Source organism: Parendozoicomonas sp. 209JJ7-1 (genome assembly GCF_058147085.1).
In genome coordinates, this window is the sequence record NZ_JBYVJU010000001.1 from 385,804 (window position 1) to 402,685 (window position 16,882).

Here is a 16,882-nt window from a genome sequence, read left to right on the forward strand (position 1 = left end):
GACCGGCATCCATCCCGCCCATAATACCCCCAGCCAGTATCCCTGACCAGAGCGCAGGTGCAGCAGGTATAGCTGAGATCCAGAACTCCCTAAATACTGATCCTCGTCTATCCTGTGCCCGGCTTTGATGTTATTGCGGGCGGCAGTATTGGCAATCCAGAAGTATTTTCATGACTTTATTATTATTGGCACAGGTGCCTCCGGCAGCGTACTGGCCCATTACCTAAGCGCGGCAGGAGCCGATGTCTGTATGCTTGAAGCCGGGAAGCATTTCCGCCCCGAACAGCTCCCAAAGGACGAACTCCACGCCAGTGCCGCCCTGATGTGGAACGGTGGCATGGACCCTGCTAAAGATGCCAGAACCCTGTTTCTGCGGGGAAAAGTGGCCGGTGGCGGCACCATCGTCAATAACTGCCTTCTGGATCGTTTTGACGATATTGCCCTTGATGACTTTTATGCCCGCTCAGGTTTTCATTTTTACCAGCGGAATGAAATTGATCCCCATTACCGGGAAATAGAGACCCATATCAACCTGGAATATATTACGGAGTCCAACTGGAACCGGAATGCCCGCCTGTATGCCGAAGGTTTTAAAAAACTTGGGCTGACATGTGCTCCCCTGCGCCGGGGACAGAACAACTGTGATAACAGACATAATGATTGCATCGTTTGCCTGGGAGGATGCCGGAGACAGTCCAAGCAAAGCATGGCGGTGACCTTTCTTCCCTCAGCACTGAAGCAGGGTGCCCAACTGAAAACAGGATTTTATGTTCACCAGGTGATTCATGGCCGCAAACAGGTGGCGGTTTATGGTATTCACAAGGGAGAGCATCAGGTGGTTTATGGCCGCAAGTGCATTCTTGCCGCTGGCAGCCTGGGCACTACCGAGCTTTTATTAAAGTCCGGCTATGGCGCGAGGCTTCCGGCCCTTGGGGAGCATTTTCACTGTCACCCACAATTTATGTCGTTTGCCATTATGGACGATATTGTCGATGCCCATAAGGGCGGGTTTCAAGCCCTGAAATCCGATGAACCCCGCTTTCGCAAGCAGGGTTTTAAACTGGAAAATGTTTTTGCCGGTCCGGCTGCCGTAGCCATGTTGAAAACCGGGTTTGGGCAGGAGCACCTGACGTTTATGGCCGAATATCGGAAAATGGCCTGCATTGAAGTAGCAGTGCGGGATGAAACCCCCGGCACTCTCCGGTTAAACCGACATAAAAGACTGGTTATTGATAAACCCCTGTCTTCCCCGGATCGACAACGGGCCAATGCGGGCCTGCAGCAGATAAGAAATATCTTTCATGCCATCGGTGCACGCAAAATTGTGGAATCGCCTCTCTGTATTGCTTTGCATCTTATGGGTGGCTGCGGTATCGGCCAGATGGCATCCAGCTCTGTGGTGAATGAGGGTTTTCAGGTTCATGGTTTTGAGAATCTGGTGATCGCCGATGGTTCTATTTATCCCATGGCACCAGGGATTAACCCGTCACTGACCATCATGGCCCAAAGCCATAAAGCCAGCGAAGTTCTGTTGGCGGAGTTTGGTATTCACCCGTTTCCATCACCTGAATCGCCTTCTCTCCACCAGACACAGGAGGTGCAGGTATGAGCTATACCGTTTCCCGACAGCTCAACTCTAGGCAATTACTCGCTGTAAAACATATTGGCAATATCCTTATTCCGGGAAACCATCACTTTCCCAGTTTTACCGAATCCGGTGCTCTGTTTCATATTGATGTGCCTCTGGAAGCGTCTCCGGAACAGGATATTCAATCCCTGAAACAGGTGCTAACCCTGCTGGGCTTTCTGAACCCTGCTGTACTGGCCTGGTTACTGAAACTTCTGGAAAAAGCAGACCATGCCCCAGACTGGCTGAATCCGGTTACGTCCCCGATAAGGTTATTGCTGATCGGCCTTAAAGGACTCATTTTCTCCCTGTATTACTCGGGTCAGTGCAATCCCTACCAGCCTGGTACTGTACACAGAGCCATGGGCTACGAGGTTCACTGCGAATCCGATGAGCAAGGACAGCCGGAATGAACAGCAAAACAGACATACTGCAGCTTAATAATATTCCGGTCACTTCAGCGATTACCGGCCAGACTCTCTACCACCTGCAACCGCCCGATAGTAATGCACTGGATGCGGTCTTTCGCAAAGCCAGACAAGCAGCAGGGAACCTCAAACAAACCCCTCTCAGCCAGCGACTGGAAGCCGCAAAGCAGGTACAGGCTTATATTCGGGATAATCGAGAAAAAATTGTTAACCGCCTGTGTGAAGAAACAGGCAAAACCCGAACAGATGCGCTGATGTCAGAAGTGTTTGGTGTACTGGATAATCTGGAGTGGAATATCCGCAATGCCGGAAAAACCCTGAAAGACAAGAACCTGCCAATATCTCTTGCCCTGATGGGGAAAAAATCAAAAATCTACCACGAACCCTTTGGGGTGATTTTGAAAATCGCTCCCTGGAACTACCCTTTTCATATAGCCCTGTGCTTTTCCATGGGCGCTTTTATTGCTGGCAACGCAGTTATTCTCAAACCTTCGGAACATACTCCCCTTAAACGACTGCTGGAGGATATTTTTACCGCCTCGGTATTAACCCGAAACAGTATTCAGGTTGTTTATGGGGATGGAACCACCGCACAGGAACTCATTGCCCGAAGGCCCAACAAAATATTTTTTACCGGCTCAAGTGATACGGGAAAAAAAATTCTTAAGCAAGCTGCCGATCTGTTCATTCCCGCAGAGATGGAACTCGGGGGCAAGGATCAGATGATTGTTTTTGATGATGTGAATATCAAACGTACTGTCGCTGGCGCGCTATGGGGAGCACTGACTAATGCGGGCCAGTCCTGCACATCGGTAGAACGACTTTATGTGCACAACAATATCTATGATGCCTTTCTGACAGAACTGATCTCTGAAACCAATAAACTGACCGTCACCACTGGAGATAGCGGTAATGCGGATATTGGTGCCATCACCGCAGATTTTCAGTTAAGAGTTATTGAAGAGCATGTGGAAGATGCCCGCCAGAAAGGGGCACAGGTTTTAACCGGAGGGGAACGTCTGGGGGGGAACTTCTATCTGCCTACAGTGATCACGAATATCACCGAAGATATGAAGCTACATACGGAGGAGAGTTTCGGGCCACTGATTCCCGTGTACAGATTTAGTGACGAGAAAGAAGTCATTCAAGAAACCAACCGCTTCTGTTACGGGTTAACGGCCAGCGTCTGGAGCAAAGACCTGAAACGGGCAGAGCGTGTTGCCCGGGCTTTGGAGGCAGGCGGAGTTTCCATCAATAATGTAATGATGACCGAAGCCAACCCCGCCCTGCCCTTTGGTGGCCAAAAAGAGAGTGGCTTTGGTCGAGCCAAAGGCATGGAAGGATTGCTGGCGTTTACCCGCAGCAAGTCCATCCTGCAGGATAAACAAAGCGGTAATCTGGAACCCAACTGGTATCCCTATACGGTCAGCAAATACACAGTGTTTAATCAGCTGATTGATGCTCTGTTTGTCAAAAGTCCAATCAAACTACTGAAACTGGCTCTTATCGGCCTGCGCCTGAATAAAGAATCAGGCAAAAGCCGCGTCTTATAGAAATCCTCTACTTTTTCCAGAAACAGCCATGACCCTTCCCGACTGGATTATTATCTCTCTTTATATGGTGGGAATGGTTGTTCTCAGCCTTCGTTTGAATAAAGGCCAGAAAACCAGCGAGGATTATTTTCTTGGAGGCCGCAACCTGCCCTGGTGGGCTATTGGCCTTTCCATTCTGGCTACACAATCTTCTGCCATCAGCTTTATCTCAATCCCAGCGTTTGTTGCCCTGCGGCCGGATGGTGGGTTGAGCTGGATACATGCAGAATTGTCCGTCCCCCTGGCCATGGGGGCAATTATGTTAACCCTGTTGCCGCTGTTTCGTCGTCTTTCCCTGATCAGTATTTATCAATATCTGGAGCTGCGCTTTGACACCTCGGTGCGGTTATTAATCAGCCTGATTTTCTTAATCAGCCGGGGGCTGGCCACTGGAATCGGTGTTTATGCCACAGCTATTGTGCTTTCTGTCTGCACAAACCTGCCGGTCTGGCAGATGATTCTTCTGGTGGGTGTGGTTACGGTGATATACGACATGCTTGGGGGAATGGCAGCTGTTGTTTATTCCGATGTAATCCAGATGGGAATATTGGTTGCCGGAGTTATTGCCTGCATTATCTACGCATCGCAGGAATGCGGTGGACTTATACATGCTTTTGAAAGCCTTCCCGCCAGCCAGTGGCAAACTCTTGGGCCTGATTCAACAGATACCCATAACGCTGCCCCGTTCTGGGCTTGTCTGGTAGGCGGCTTCTTTCTCTACGTATCCTACTACGGCGCAGACCAGAGCCAGGCCCAACGGATACTGGCGGGAAAATCCACTAACCATTCCAATGCCGCATTGGCATTAAACGGTTTTGCCCGGTTTCCGCTGACCTTACTTTATGTTGTGATGGGGATTGCCGTAGCCGGTGTGTATCGGCTTACTCCGGAATTGCAGACTGCTGTCGCTCAATCCGGTCGACTGGACAGCCTGGTTCCCCTGTTTGTATTGAATTATCTGCCAACGGGTATTCGTGGGTTGCTGGTTGCGGCCATTCTTGCTGCGGCTATGTCTTCCCTGGACAGTGCCATTAACAGCCTGTCTGCCATTACCACCCAGGACTTTACCAGCCGGTATAAAATTTTTGCCCGTATAAAGCCAATTGTTATGGGGCGGTTAATTACCCTGAGCTGGGGTGTTTTTATTATTGGCTTTTCTTTGATCACCGGACATATTGCCCCGACAGTCATTGAAAGTATTAACAAAGCCGGATCACTGTTTTATGGCCCGCTATTGGCAACATTTGTGAGCGGGGTTCTATCCACACGTATCTCTGCCCAAGGGGTGTTTACAGGCGTTATAACCGGAGTCGCCGTAAATGTATGGCTTTGGCTGGAACAATCACATATCCATTGGATGTGGTGGAATCTTACGGGCTTCCTGACAACCTGGCTGCTATCGCTAACCATCTCGTATTTTATTCCTTGCAACCAAACCCTATTGGAGAATAAAAACGCAGATCCAGAAACAACAAAACCCGGATGGAAATATCTCCATACCGGGCTCTGTCTCTATTTCGCAGGAATGCTGATCTTACTCTATTTTTGTAAAAAGCTGCTCCCCTGATTTATGGTTAAGAGTCAGCCTTATCCGTATCGCCACAATATTTTTTCGAGACTCTTTCATTCTTCAGCAAAGGACAAACCTCTTTAATACGGTTCTGTTCGTGTGCAATACGTACAGCATCCCAAGGATAGCGCTGCGCCAAACGTGCCAGGTTCTGCTCTGCAGCTTTCAAAGTAGAAGGTGGCATCCATGGCTGATACCAGCCCTGCAAACGCGCAACCGTTTTCAGCACATGGGGCTCCCAGGGACCAAAAGCGACTGCCTGCTCAATAGCCTGATAAAATTCATCATCAAACTGCTTTGCCCTCGCTTTCGCCAGGGCAAAATCAGCCCAGGTATAGGGCCAGGCCGGGCGTTGGCGAATGGACACCCTGTAAGCCTCCAGCCCTTTTTCCACTGCCTGTTGATCTGTTGAATCCCCGACAAGCTGGCTTTTTATCGCCCGCCAGTCCTCAACTTTAGCCAGAGCCAGATTATACTCTGAAGCATCTGGATCTATAGCCAGCACACGCTGCGCTCCCAACAGGGCAGCATTCAAATCCCTCTCTTTTACTTCAAATGACTGAGGATTTTTTTGGAACGCATCTCCCCAATATTCAAGATAATTCTGCGTCTGCGTATTAATTACACTGGCCCGCATCTGCTGGAAACTGATAACAATGAATACGCCCAAAACAGGAAGAAGCAACAGAGCTGACAACCTTCCGGGTTGAAATATCTGTGCTTTACGGGAGCGCCTTCTACGCCGTCTTTGTTTTTCCATTTTTCAGCTTTTATGCAAACAGACCAGCCGTAAGTTTGCCCGGGTTAAGGAAACAGAGCTTCTCCGCCAGAGACTTACCCCCCATGCTCTCAAGAGCCTGGTAAGCCGTTTTCATGGCCGGAGGACGATTCTTGATATTATGGGCATCGGAAGCCACAAAAGTCGCCAGCTCCTGTTCAAGGAGCCAGCGTGCGGTCGTTTCCGCACGGGCACCAAAACCACCCGCCACAGAAGCCGCCGTCAGCTGAAACAATACGCCCTTGCGGGCAAGACTTCTGGCAATTTCGGGGTTGCGCATAATTTCTTTGTTTCGTTCAGGGTGAGCAATCACAGCTTTAATATTCTGCTTTTGCAACCACCCCAAAAGGTTCTCAATGCCCATGGGAACCCTGTCGTGGGGCATTTCCAGCAGAACAACAGTCTGGTCATCCCATCGACCAAGAAAAGGCACTTTATCCTGCTTAAGCAGAATCATAAATTCATCGCTGATTCGCACCTCCGCAGCCATGGCAATACGTATGGTCAAATCTGATGTGGAAACAGCCTTTTTCAGCTCTTCAAATGCCGGGCGGATGGTATCTGCAGTATTGTCGAAACGTCCTGCATGCATATGGGGGGTACAGACAAGATGAGTAATTCCCTGCTCTTCCGCTATTTTTAACAGAGCCAAAGAGTCGCCCAGGGTTTGGGCACCATCATCAATGCCGGGAATTATATGGTTATGAATATCAATCATGGTTTTATCAACGTAGAAGGCTTGCGCTCCAGATGACGAGAAAGCACAGCTATAGCCATAAAGACAACAAAGTAAGCGGCATTGGCGGGTATCTGCAGATTAAAGTCAACCGACGAATGAATCATAATCGCCAACAACCCCATACAGGCGGCAAACCCCGCACCAACAGGAATTTTACTCTTACGCAGACGTATAGCCTGAAGCCCTGTTATCCACGCCATAACAACCATCAAAGCCAAAATCAGATAGGCAGGGATACCAAACTCCGCCGGGAACTGGAGAAAATCATTGTGGGCCAGATCATAAAATCCGGTCCAGGAGCCATCATGGTATTTGGGTAACGCCGTATAATAACTGCCAGCTCCTGTGCCTGTTAAAAGCTGATCCTTAATCATATCCAGAGTGACAAAGCTGACATTCGGGCGGGTTTCCTTCTCAACGGCCGTATTCTCCAGTCTCTCAACCACTTTATCCAAACCAAACCACTGGCTGACAATAGCAATATCAATGACCAGCAGACTGCCAAAGAGAAAAACCATACCTCTGGTAAGTTTTTTCCGGCAGACAATATAGAGCAAACCAACCAGCATAAGGCTACTGAAAAAGGCGGTATTGCCCATGCGGGAGCGGGACACAACAAGACCAACCACCATAATTGCCAAAGCACTGCGCAGCAGTACCTTGTTGCTCATCAGAGTTTGCAGTACACCACGCAGCCATTCCCGCCAGTTGGATGCACGGTTTCCATCACCTAACCGGGCAATCAACAGACCCATACCTGCCGCCAGTGTCATCTCCAGACTACCAGCAAAGCTGTTTCGGTTTACAAAGGTTCCTGTTGCCACCCCCAGATAATGCTCCTTCTCCCGGAACAACAGTACTTCCATACCCGATAAAGTACTTAAGGCTCCAAACAACGCCTGAAAGGTACCAACAGCAACAAAGGCTAACAGCAGCTGCTCCAGACGCTTACGGGAATCCACCAGCAATAAGGTAAGGCAGAACAAAAGATAGTAGGCCGTAGACAACAGAGCATGGAGCTGTGTGGAATGTGGGTCTATGGACACGGTAACAGACTGAATCCAGGCCCAGCCACTGACCAGGATAAAGCCGATATGGAAAGGCCAGGCTTTGCGGAAAGCATGGGTTAAGTCCAAACGACCACTGACGTAGGCAAACACGGCCCCTGAAGCCAGTATAGCCACCATGGCACAGAGAACCATCATAGCCCACACGGGCTTGCTGCCTTCAGGTAAGGGCAACCAGGCAAGCACGCCAAGCAACAGGAAGAAAAGGAACTTAGGCATGAAATACCACTAATACAGTCCTTTGCGAAAAGCACGATTCTATAGAATTCATGGAATAACTACAAAAGGGAAACCCTGCCCAGGCATCAAGTGTGGCTGAGATCACCAGCAAATCAATATCACCGCCTTTTTTCAACGGATCTACCCGGGAGCCAAACAACAGCAATCGCGCCTGAGGGTCATAGTTCCGTACCGTGCGGATGATGACCTGCTGCTCCCTGTCTGTCAGTCTTACCATTTTGTGTAAACACCAATGCCGATAGAGGAAAAAGGCGAATTCAATTTCTTGTTAACAATCCTCACACCCGTTACGGCGTTTTTCAAGGTAGCGGCGTTTAATAGGCTGTTTTGCCAACAAACCCTTTGAAAACTGTCTGGAAAATAATCTTAATATCAAGGCCGACAGACCAGTTCTCCATATACTCCAGATCACACTCTACCCGCTTCTCCATTTTCTCAAGGGTATCTGTCTCTCCCCGGTAGCCTCTCACCTGAGCCAGGCCGGTAATCCCGGGTTTGACCTTATGGCGCTTCATATAGGATTCCACCATATCTTTGTAATATTCATTATGCTCAAGGGCATGGGGACGCGGGCCGACAATGGACATTTTACCCTGAATCACATTATAGAACTGGGGCAACTCATCCAGACTGGTGCGGCGAAGAAAAGCGCCAATAGGGGTCACCCGCGGATCAGACTTTATTGCCTGGGTCACCCTGCCCTTTTCTTCTGAATGAATCTTCATTGAGCGAAATTTATAAACCTTGATTCTTCGCCCATCCGCACCATGACGATACTGTTTGAACAGAACCGGGCCGGGTGAAGAGAGTTTTACAGCCAGCGCAATAAGACCGCAGAGTGGAAAAATCAGCAGGAGAATGAAAAAACCAAGAATTTTATCTTCCACAGATTTAAGTACACGATTATAGCCTTGCATAGGCGTACAACTGATATCCAGAGAGTAAAAACCGCCTACAGGAGTAACCTTATGATTTAACAAAGGAAGGTCTCCCATGCCCGGCATAAAGCGGATATCAATAGTGGAATGTCGCATAGTATGGGTCAGAGGTTTTATAGCTCCACTGTTCCTCAAGGGTAAACAGACCCAGCATTCATCAAAGTGCTGGTTCTGACCAAGCAGCTCTTCAACTTCCGCTGCCGCCTGCTCACTGTTTTTATAGTTAACAACTGCTTTTAACTGATAACCAAATTCATTCCCTTCCGTAAATTCATCAAGTATCTTACGAAAATTACGCCCTTCACCAATAACCAGAACATGTCGGGAATTACGGCCTTTACGGCGCATATTCGCGAGAAAAAGATAAAGCGAAGCACGGGCACTGACTATAACGACAAGAGCCATAATGCCCCAGATACCTAACCAAAGGCGGGAGTAACTCTCTGCTGTTTTGGTAGAAACAACAAACAGGAACAGAAGCAGGAAAGACTGAACCCAGGCCCAGATAGTTTTCCCCATACGTTCACTTAAAGCACGACCACGCCAGGGTTCATAGACACCTGCTATAAACGAGCAAATAATCACTAACAGAGCCTGAATAAAAATCAGGCTGGCGTTGGGGCTGGCGAACTCAAACGTCTGGAATCGCAAAAATTCGGCTAGTTTCGCGCTGAATATTGCTAAAAAGAAATCAAAAGCAAAGAGTAAATAGAGAGGCAGGCGCGTACGGCCCAATGATGTATAAGGCATGGCTAAGAAAAAATCTTCAGGTTTATAATAATTATCAACAAGCTATGGAAGATGTAATCAGGGAATAACTACTTCTTTTCTGGCTTTGTTTTCACAAAGTAAAATTTTATTAATAGCAGAGACAATCCATATCCCACGAAAAGTCCAGTAATACTGGAAAATAAATCAAGAAAGCTAAATTCACGAGAAGGCAATAAAAATTGAACTGCTTCGTCCAGAGAACACCCAAGAATTAAAACCAGTAGAGTGTAATTACGCCATGCTGGGATATAGGGGCCAAAACCCAAATGCGCTAACAGGGAAAGGCCAGCAGCCAGAAAACAATGAAGTGCCTCGTCTCCTCCTACCCATAACTCTAAATTTCCCCAAATCGCATGGCCAATACTAACACTCTTTGCCACGGACAATAAGCTGATAAAAAAAAGCCAACTCATGGCCAGCACACGCCAGAACCGTTCAGACACTGCGAAGATGACTCAGAATTTCTGCTGTTTTCTCTTCCATTAAAGCAACAGAAGCACGGGATTCCACATTTAACCGTACAACAGGTTCAGTATTGGAGGAACGTAAGTTAAACCTCCATTGTCCCATATCCAAAGAGATGCCATCTGTGTAATCCACGTCATAAGCATCGCCCTTGTATATATTCAGCACTCTCTGAATAGCCTCCTGAGCATTATCAAGCCTGCTATTGATTTCACCAGATGAAGGGAAAAGCGCAATACGTTCATCAACAAGAGCCGATAGAGATCTGCTTTTATCTGACATCAGCTCCGCAACCAGCAACCAGGGGATCATGCCGGAATCACAGTAAGCGAAATCCCGGAAATAGTGATGAGCGCTCATCTCGCCACCGTACACAGCGTCTTCCTGACGCATTCTTTCCTTGATAAAGGCATGGCCGGTTTTGCAGAGCACGGGCACACCACCGGCAGACGAAACCTGCTCAATGGTATTCCAGGTTAAGCGGGGATCATGGATGATTTTCGCGCCCGGTTGATGGACCAGAAACGCTTCACCGAGCAGGCCGACAATATAATATCCTTCAATAAAACGACCATTTTCATCAAACAGAAAGCAGCGGTCAAAATCTCCGTCCCAGGCAATGCCCATATCGGCTTTATGCTCCAGCACGGCATTGGCAGTATCGGCACGGCATTCCGGCAACAGTGGGTTGGGAATACCGTTAGGGAAGTTACCATTTGGCTGGTGATGCACCTTGATAAACTCAACCGGTACTCCAGCAGCCTGAAACCGCCGTTCGATAGCATCAATCACATGGCCAGCCGCGCCATTACCAGCATTAACCACCAGTTTTAACGGTTTGAGTTGTTCGGGTCTGATATAACCCAGAATATGATCGATATAAGGTTCCAGGTTATCGCATTCCTGCAAGACACCCTGGCTGATATCCACATATGCTGGTCGCTTGGTAAATACCTCTTCAGCCAGACGCTGGATCTCCCGTAACCCGGTATCTCCGGAAATGGGCCTGCTTTGTTCCCGAACCAGCTTCATACCGTTATAGTCTTTGGGGTTATGGCTGGCTGTCACCATAATCCCACCACAAGCCTGCAAATGAGAAGTTGCAAAATAAACTTCTTCCGTGCCACACAGGCCGATATCAACCACATCTGCGCCACCGGCACGCAACCCATCACTCAGAGCCGATTGAAGCGCAGGGGTTGAAAGACGAATATCGCCGCCTACAACGATGATTTTCGGCTTCAGATACTCTGCTGTTGCCCGGCCAATACGCCAGGCAATATCTTCATTGAGTTCATCGGGCATACGACCTCGAATATCGTAGGCCTTAAAACAAGGTAGACAATTCATAACCCAGCACCGTAACCCGTTACGCTTCCCGCAGGTATTCAGCCTGCTCCAGAAACCAGCGGTAAGTCTCCGCCAGTCCATCCTGTAATGTGACAGAAGCCTTCCATCCCAGCTTCTCCAACCGGGAGACATCCATCAATTTTCGTGGAGTTCCGTCAGGCTTAGAGGTGTCAAAAACAATCTTGCCTTCAAACCCCACTACCTGCTTCATGGTCTCAGCCAGTTCCCGGATGGTGCAGTCTACCCCGGTGCCCACATTGATATGACTCATCATCGGCTGGGTGTGTGCCGCATAAACGACAGAATCCAGATTCATTACGTGGACACAGGCTGATGCCATATCATTCACATGCAGAAACTCACGCATAGGCTTACCCGTTCCCCAGACAACCACTTCGCTGTCTCCCTGGAGCTTTGCTTCATGGAAGCGGCGCATCATTGCAGGAATCACATGGCTGTTTTCCGGGTGAAAGTTATCATTCTCGCCATAGAGGTTGGTGGGCATAACTGAACGGTAATCTATACCCTGAGATTCTCCATACTGGCGGTTATAAGACTCACACAGTTTAATGCCAGCAATCTTGGCAATGGCGTAAGGCTCATTAGTTGGTTCCAAATGACCATTCAGCAACTCATTTTCAACCATCGGCTGCTGTGCCAGTTTGGGGTAAATACAACTGGAACCCAGAAACAGCAGCTTCTTTACACCGGCCGCATAAGCCTGATGGATAATATTGCACTCCATCATCAGGTTTTCATAAATAAACCCGGCGGGATAAGTGTTGTTGGCATGTATGCCGCCAACTTTGGCGGCTGCCAGATAAACCTGATCAATCTGTTCTTCTTCAAAGAAGGCCTGCACCGCCTGCTGGTTGGTTAAATCCAGTTCATTGCGGGTGCGGGTAATAACTACTACATCAGATTGTTCCCTTAACTGGCGAACAATGGCAGAACCCACCATGCCCCGGTGGCCTGCTATAAATACCTTCTTCATAAAATCTTTATGCCTTATTGACTTTGAGGTGAATTAAAACTTCCGCCCCAATAATTGCTGGGTAAAATACCATACAAACCGTGGATTTTGTTTCAGGTAACGCTTCCACAGACGCTTAGGCTCACTCAACAGTCGGAATAACCACTCTAAGCCAGATGTTTGCATCCAGCCTGGCGCATGCTTTTTGTTACCAGCAATAAAGTCAAAGGCAGCACCAACACCGAGCATAACGCAGTGTAACTGGTCTTTATGTGCTGCCATCCAGCGTTCCTGCTTTGGACAGCCAATGCCTACAAACAGAATCTGCACACCAGAGTTATTAATGGCCCTGATCACTGCGCTATCTTCTTCGGTAGTTAATGGTCGGAAAGGTGGTGAGTAATCATAAGAAATACAAAGGGTAGGAAATTGCTCTATGAGGCGCTGTTTCATTAAAGGCAATGTTTCAGGCATTCCGCCATAAAAGCCTATCTTCAGCTTTTCGACAGCAGCCAATTGGCATAAAGCCATAGTGAGGTATTGCCCGCGCACTTGCTGGGCATTTTTATTTCCAAGAAGCTTTTGTCCCCATACCAGCGGCTTACCATCCGGCACAACCATATCAGCCTGATTAACAACCTTCCGAAACTCAGTGGAATCAAATGTTTCCATACACATATGAACATTGGAAACACAGATATAGCGTCCTCTGCCTGTACTGATCCACTTTTTGATTTTCCCTAGAACTTCAGCAATATCTGTCTGACTTACCTGCATTTTCAGCAAGTTAATTCTTCTATCTTCCAAACCATAGCCTTCATATACTACAAAGACACGAAAACACTGGGTACTTTAAAATATGTACCTGCGTGACTTTGTGGTTATAAATCAAAACGGACATGAACCCTTTTTCTCACGGATGGTCTGCCGGTAGATATTCAGCAGCATTTCCAGATTAATTTCCGGGGTATATTTCTGCAGATACTCCAAACGGGCATTTTCACCCATTTCTCGTGTTTCCCTCGGATGACGTATTAAATACTCTGCTTTTTCAATCAGGGATTCAGGACTACCTGCATCAAAATGCAGGCCTGTCCGAGCATCAGTCACAATTTCTTTCATGCCTCCTATATTTGAAACAAGCGCAGGAGTACCATTAGCAAAGGCCTCAAGAAGCACCATCGGAAACCCTTCATACCATGTCGATGCCATCACCATAAAATCAGCATTTTTCATCAGTGATAGAATGACTTCCTTGCCCTGGAAACCCAAAAATTCAATATACGGACTATTTTCACTGACTTCTTTAATTAGTCCTTCTAATGGACCACCACCAACAATCTTCAGGGGGTAGTTAATCTTTTTCCAAGCATTCAGTAAAACCCTTAATCCCTTCTCTTCACTCAGCCGCCCTACAAAAATAGCATATCCACCTTGCTTAGCTATTCTCTCGCTTCCATGATGAGGGTCCTCAATAAAATTCGGTTTAACCGATATTTTTTCAGCCGGAAAGCCACCCTCAATAAACTTGTTTTTTGCAAACTCAGTTAATGCAATATATCGATCAACCTGCGTTTGCCAGGTACCTTTGCGTTTATGGTATTCCACCATATAAGCCAGTGCAGCAGTACCTATCAGAGAGTTTCTGTAAAGACGCTTTGGTATTGTCCAGAAACAGTTTTCATGAATGCTTCGTTCACAAATTTTTCCAGCATGCATCAGTGTTGCAGTTGGGCATAATATACGGAAATTATGAAGAGTGTGAACTATAGGAGTATTGGCATTCTGATAAAAATTGAAGATCGATGGACTAAGTAAAGGAAAAAAGTTATGGACGTGTACAACACTAGGCTTTCGATCCAACTCCATTTCCAAGTTAATGAAATTTCTGTTGTTCTCTGATATAAACAACATTGTATATAGCTTGTCAAAAAAACTTTTTATTCTGGTGTTAGACACCTCAAAAACACTAAGATTATTGCCAAACAATGACTTTAACAGTTCAGTTTCGCTTTCAAAAACGAGATCTTCTCCGCCTCGCTCTTGATAGCGATTATGTATTATTTTCACATTCATATGCAAAAAAATAAACCTCTGACATTTTCAATAACCCTATGGTGATCCACGTACCAACTTAGATCCATACAATATAAAATACGTTATTAGGTATAATGGAAATACTGTTCCAACTAACGTACTTTCAACCAATCCAACTATCAAAAAAAACAAAATAGGGGCAAGTAACTGCCTTCTCAAGGGAATATTCTTTATTTTAAATGCCAGCTTAAAATACAGTACGTATATAGATAACCATAAAAGAAAACCTATTAATCCAAGATTTACAATCTGCTGCAAAAATTCATTATGTGCTTCTTGGTAAACTCTTAAATATGTATTAGACATGATGGCACCAACAGAATTTGCGCCGAGCCCAATCAATATATTATCAAAAATATGAGATAAAACAGTATCCCAGACAATTGCTCTACCTGTAAATGTTGAAATCTGGGTGCCAGCACCCACTTGAAGATATTCTTGAATATAATCAAATTTCAAAAAAACAAACACTATAGAGAAAAACAAAAAAACAAAAAAACCAAATATTTTATTATTTGATTTATTTCCATAAAATCCATAGACGATATAAATTGATAACATTAAAGCAATAATACTTGCCTTAGAAAAAGACATCAGCATAATTATGCAGCATGGTGTAAGACAAATAATAGCTTGTTTTTTTGATATAAAATTACCCATGAAACTCATGACTATTAGTAAGCATAACAATGATGCTGGCCGACCTACGCCTACAGCATCTTTATAATCTAAATACTGTGCTCGTGGGATATCAATGCCAAGCTGAGCTACAAAGTCGACTGATGGTATGGCGATCAAACCATAAAAAAAACCAGCTAAACTAGCTGATGAGAAAAATATTCTCCCAGCAGATTTAGGTGTCAGATCAGATAAAATAAATATCATTACGAAAACTCGTAAAAACTCCTTACCTATTAAGCCTGCTGTGTAATTTATATCTATAGTTTTTGACCAAAGTAAACTTACTGAAGTCCACAATAAATAAGAAAAAATTGGAATAGCCAATGCACAACTATGAATTAAGTTTTTCTTTTTAATACCTTTGGTTAAAAAATATAAAAAAACAACAAAATCTAGAAAAGCATACGCTGCCGTACCCAAATTCAGATTGCTTTTAAAAATAGCCCCATTAATTGGCACCTGTAGCAATAATAAAATAAGGTATAATGATATTATCTTTTCATCTTTTGATACGTTATCAACTATCATCGCTTAAGGCTTTTTCTATAGAGTAAAACTTTAAAGAACTGAATATCATTCCGCCACCTCTCTAAACCCTTCTATCTTTTTTATTTTATTAATACATTTTGGAGTACCTGCGAAAATCACCTCTTTAGATTTAACAGATCTTACAGAAGATGAAAACAAGGTCAATGATTTTTCAAATCTAATATCATCATAAAAACCTATCAGATCACTAGGAAAAAAATTTGGAAGGATAGTGGATTCAGGGAAATAATTCTTATATTTAGTTTTTTCTGACGGATGAGGTTTCACTATTAAGTCTCTGAACTTAATATTTTCTTGCGACAATAAATAACAATAACTCTCTATTTTATCTTTTTCAGAACACAAACCATCTTCACTTATTGGTTGAGTGAAAAGTATAAACCGTTTTGAATTTATTTTATCTAAAATATCAACTGAAAAATCAAACAATCTCATAATATCGTTTTTTTTATTTTCATTGATGACACTCCACTCTTTTTTCATATTAAAAAAAGTAGCTGAAAAATTTAATGCTACTTTCTTGTAATCTTTATTATCTGGCAACAAATAACAATATTCGCTTGGATGAAATCTTCTATCAAACCCTAAACTTAGATAAATAATTTTTTTTAACAACCACTTGATTGATGAAAATCGATAATCTCTTTTCTTCCTGAGAATTTCAAGAGTCAGCATACCATCATCAACATGTGTTAATTTTGCATTTGGTGTTTTACAAAAAATCAGATCCATATTACCATAAATCTCACCATATTCATTGAGTTTATTTTTTATAAAACTAAGCTTTTTTATATCATCAAAGGCAATATGAAAACCACTCACTAGACGTACATGAGGATATTTGAAAACAACAGCCGATTTCACACAGGAAATAAATCTAATAACAAATAATTCTGGTAGTCTTTCTGTGAAAACTATGTAATCTCTTTTCCGCCATTGACGATCAAATAATATGTATTGCAAAATACCATATACAGTATTTACAACAACAAGCCTATCTTTTTTTTCTGTCAACAT

The 16,882-nt window shown here is 45.1% G+C and carries 15 protein-coding genes; 4 read left to right on the forward strand and 11 right to left on the reverse strand.

The annotated features are described in order from the left end of the window. The first annotated feature begins 148 nt into the window (after positions 1 to 148). From ACY2RQ_RS01765 to ACY2RQ_RS01780, 4 genes are read left to right on the forward strand one after another with little or no spacing between them, the layout of a single operon-like run. Complete coding sequence (locus tag ACY2RQ_RS01765; RefSeq protein ID WP_490111227.1) at positions 149 to 1,609, forward strand: GMC family oxidoreductase N-terminal domain-containing protein; 1,461 nt, start codon at positions 149 to 151, stop codon at positions 1,607 to 1,609. Then, positions 1,606 to 2,040: a hypothetical protein gene (locus ACY2RQ_RS01770; RefSeq protein ID WP_490111228.1), complete on the forward strand. Its 435-nt coding sequence runs from the start codon at positions 1,606 to 1,608 to the stop codon at positions 2,038 to 2,040. Before ACY2RQ_RS01765 ends, ACY2RQ_RS01770 begins: the two co-directional genes overlap by 4 nt. Continuing rightward, the gene (locus ACY2RQ_RS01775) at positions 2,037 to 3,608 is read left to right on the forward strand and encodes an aldehyde dehydrogenase family protein (protein ID WP_490111229.1); all 1,572 of its coding nucleotides are present in this window, start codon (positions 2,037 to 2,039) and stop codon (positions 3,606 to 3,608) included. Before ACY2RQ_RS01770 ends, ACY2RQ_RS01775 begins: the two co-directional genes overlap by 4 nt. 28 nt (positions 3,609 to 3,636) lie before the next feature. Further along, on the forward strand, positions 3,637 to 5,214 hold the full coding sequence (locus ACY2RQ_RS01780) for a sodium:solute symporter family transporter (RefSeq protein WP_490111230.1): 1,578 nt from the start codon (positions 3,637 to 3,639) through the stop codon (positions 5,212 to 5,214). A 7-nt stretch (positions 5,215 to 5,221) separates the two neighbouring features. Here the strand turns inward: ACY2RQ_RS01780 and ACY2RQ_RS01785 are convergent, their stop codons facing one another. The 11 genes from ACY2RQ_RS01785 to ACY2RQ_RS01835 all read right to left on the reverse strand — a co-directional run bounded on the left by ACY2RQ_RS01785 (position 5,222) and on the right by ACY2RQ_RS01835 (position 16,882). Continuing rightward, on the reverse strand, positions 5,222 to 5,977 hold the full coding sequence (locus ACY2RQ_RS01785) for a hypothetical protein (protein ID WP_490111231.1): 756 nt from the start codon (positions 5,975 to 5,977) through the stop codon (positions 5,222 to 5,224). 10 nt (positions 5,978 to 5,987) lie between these two features. Continuing rightward, positions 5,988 to 6,713, reverse strand: a complete 726-nt coding sequence (locus tag ACY2RQ_RS01790) for a tyrosine-protein phosphatase (protein WP_490111232.1) — start codon at positions 6,711 to 6,713, stop codon at positions 5,988 to 5,990. After that, entirely contained in the window at positions 6,710 to 8,020 is a 1,311-nt protein-coding gene (locus ACY2RQ_RS01795; RefSeq protein ID WP_490111233.1) for an O-antigen ligase family protein, read from the reverse strand. The genes ACY2RQ_RS01790 and ACY2RQ_RS01795 overlap by 4 nt, the downstream gene beginning before the upstream one ends. A 335-nt stretch (positions 8,021 to 8,355) precedes the next feature. Beyond that, positions 8,356 to 9,729 (reverse strand): undecaprenyl-phosphate glucose phosphotransferase, encoded by a 1,374-nt coding sequence (locus tag ACY2RQ_RS01800; protein ID WP_490111234.1) that lies wholly within the window; start codon positions 9,727 to 9,729, stop codon positions 8,356 to 8,358. 68 nt (positions 9,730 to 9,797) lie between these two features. Then, entirely contained in the window at positions 9,798 to 10,193 is a 396-nt protein-coding gene (locus ACY2RQ_RS01805) for a VanZ family protein (protein WP_490111235.1), read from the reverse strand. Beyond that, entirely contained in the window at positions 10,186 to 11,565 is a 1,380-nt protein-coding gene (locus ACY2RQ_RS01810; RefSeq protein ID WP_490111236.1) for a phosphohexomutase domain-containing protein, read from the reverse strand. The genes ACY2RQ_RS01805 and ACY2RQ_RS01810 overlap by 8 nt, the downstream gene beginning before the upstream one ends. 19 nt (positions 11,566 to 11,584) lie before the next feature. After that, positions 11,585 to 12,559, reverse strand: a complete 975-nt coding sequence (fcl, locus tag ACY2RQ_RS01815; protein ID WP_490111237.1) for a GDP-L-fucose synthase — start codon at positions 12,557 to 12,559, stop codon at positions 11,585 to 11,587. A 33-nt stretch (positions 12,560 to 12,592) separates the two neighbouring features. Further along, complete coding sequence (locus ACY2RQ_RS01820; RefSeq protein ID WP_490111238.1) at positions 12,593 to 13,345, reverse strand: WecB/TagA/CpsF family glycosyltransferase; 753 nt, start codon at positions 13,343 to 13,345, stop codon at positions 12,593 to 12,595. Positions 13,346 to 13,426: 81 nt separating this feature from the next. Beyond that, the gene (locus tag ACY2RQ_RS01825; protein WP_490111239.1) at positions 13,427 to 14,614 is read right to left on the reverse strand and encodes a glycosyltransferase family 4 protein; all 1,188 of its coding nucleotides are present in this window, start codon (positions 14,612 to 14,614) and stop codon (positions 13,427 to 13,429) included. Between the two features lie 36 nt (positions 14,615 to 14,650). Beyond that, on the reverse strand, positions 14,651 to 15,844 hold the full coding sequence (locus ACY2RQ_RS01830; RefSeq protein WP_490111240.1) for an O-antigen ligase family protein: 1,194 nt from the start codon (positions 15,842 to 15,844) through the stop codon (positions 14,651 to 14,653). 45 nt (positions 15,845 to 15,889) lie between these two features. Further along, positions 15,890 to 16,882, reverse strand: coding sequence for a glycosyltransferase family 52 (locus tag ACY2RQ_RS01835; protein ID WP_490111241.1), 993 nt, complete (start codon positions 16,880 to 16,882; stop codon positions 15,890 to 15,892).

What these genes read in the sequence shown, in the direction of transcription:
- ACY2RQ_RS01800 (WP_490111234.1), bottom strand. Translation starts at nt 9,729, where the DNA reads ATGCCTTATACATCATTGGGCCGTACGCGCCTGCCTCTCTATTTACTC.
- ACY2RQ_RS01785 (WP_490111231.1), bottom strand. Translation starts at nt 5,977, where the DNA reads ATGGAAAAACAAAGACGGCGTAGAAGGCGCTCCCGTAAAGCACAGATA.
- ACY2RQ_RS01780 (WP_490111230.1), top strand. Translation starts at nt 3,637, where the DNA reads ATGACCCTTCCCGACTGGATTATTATCTCTCTTTATATGGTGGGAATG.
- fcl (WP_490111237.1), bottom strand. Translation starts at nt 12,559, where the DNA reads ATGAAGAAGGTATTTATAGCAGGCCACCGGGGCATGGTGGGTTCTGCC.
- ACY2RQ_RS01795 (WP_490111233.1), bottom strand. Translation starts at nt 8,020, where the DNA reads ATGCCTAAGTTCCTTTTCTTCCTGTTGCTTGGCGTGCTTGCCTGGTTG.
- ACY2RQ_RS01790 (WP_490111232.1), bottom strand. Translation starts at nt 6,713, where the DNA reads ATGATTGATATTCATAACCATATAATTCCCGGCATTGATGATGGTGCC.
- ACY2RQ_RS01810 (WP_490111236.1), bottom strand. Translation starts at nt 11,565, where the DNA reads ATGAATTGTCTACCTTGTTTTAAGGCCTACGATATTCGAGGTCGTATG.
- ACY2RQ_RS01775 (WP_490111229.1), top strand. Translation starts at nt 2,037, where the DNA reads ATGAACAGCAAAACAGACATACTGCAGCTTAATAATATTCCGGTCACT.
- ACY2RQ_RS01830 (WP_490111240.1), bottom strand. Translation starts at nt 15,844, where the DNA reads ATGATAGTTGATAACGTATCAAAAGATGAAAAGATAATATCATTATAC.
- ACY2RQ_RS01770 (WP_490111228.1), top strand. Translation starts at nt 1,606, where the DNA reads ATGAGCTATACCGTTTCCCGACAGCTCAACTCTAGGCAATTACTCGCT.
- ACY2RQ_RS01825 (WP_490111239.1), bottom strand. Translation starts at nt 14,614, where the DNA reads ATGAATGTGAAAATAATACATAATCGCTATCAAGAGCGAGGCGGAGAA.
- ACY2RQ_RS01835 (WP_490111241.1), bottom strand. Translation starts at nt 16,882, where the DNA reads ATGTTGACAGAAAAAAAAGATAGGCTTGTTGTTGTAAATACTGTATAT.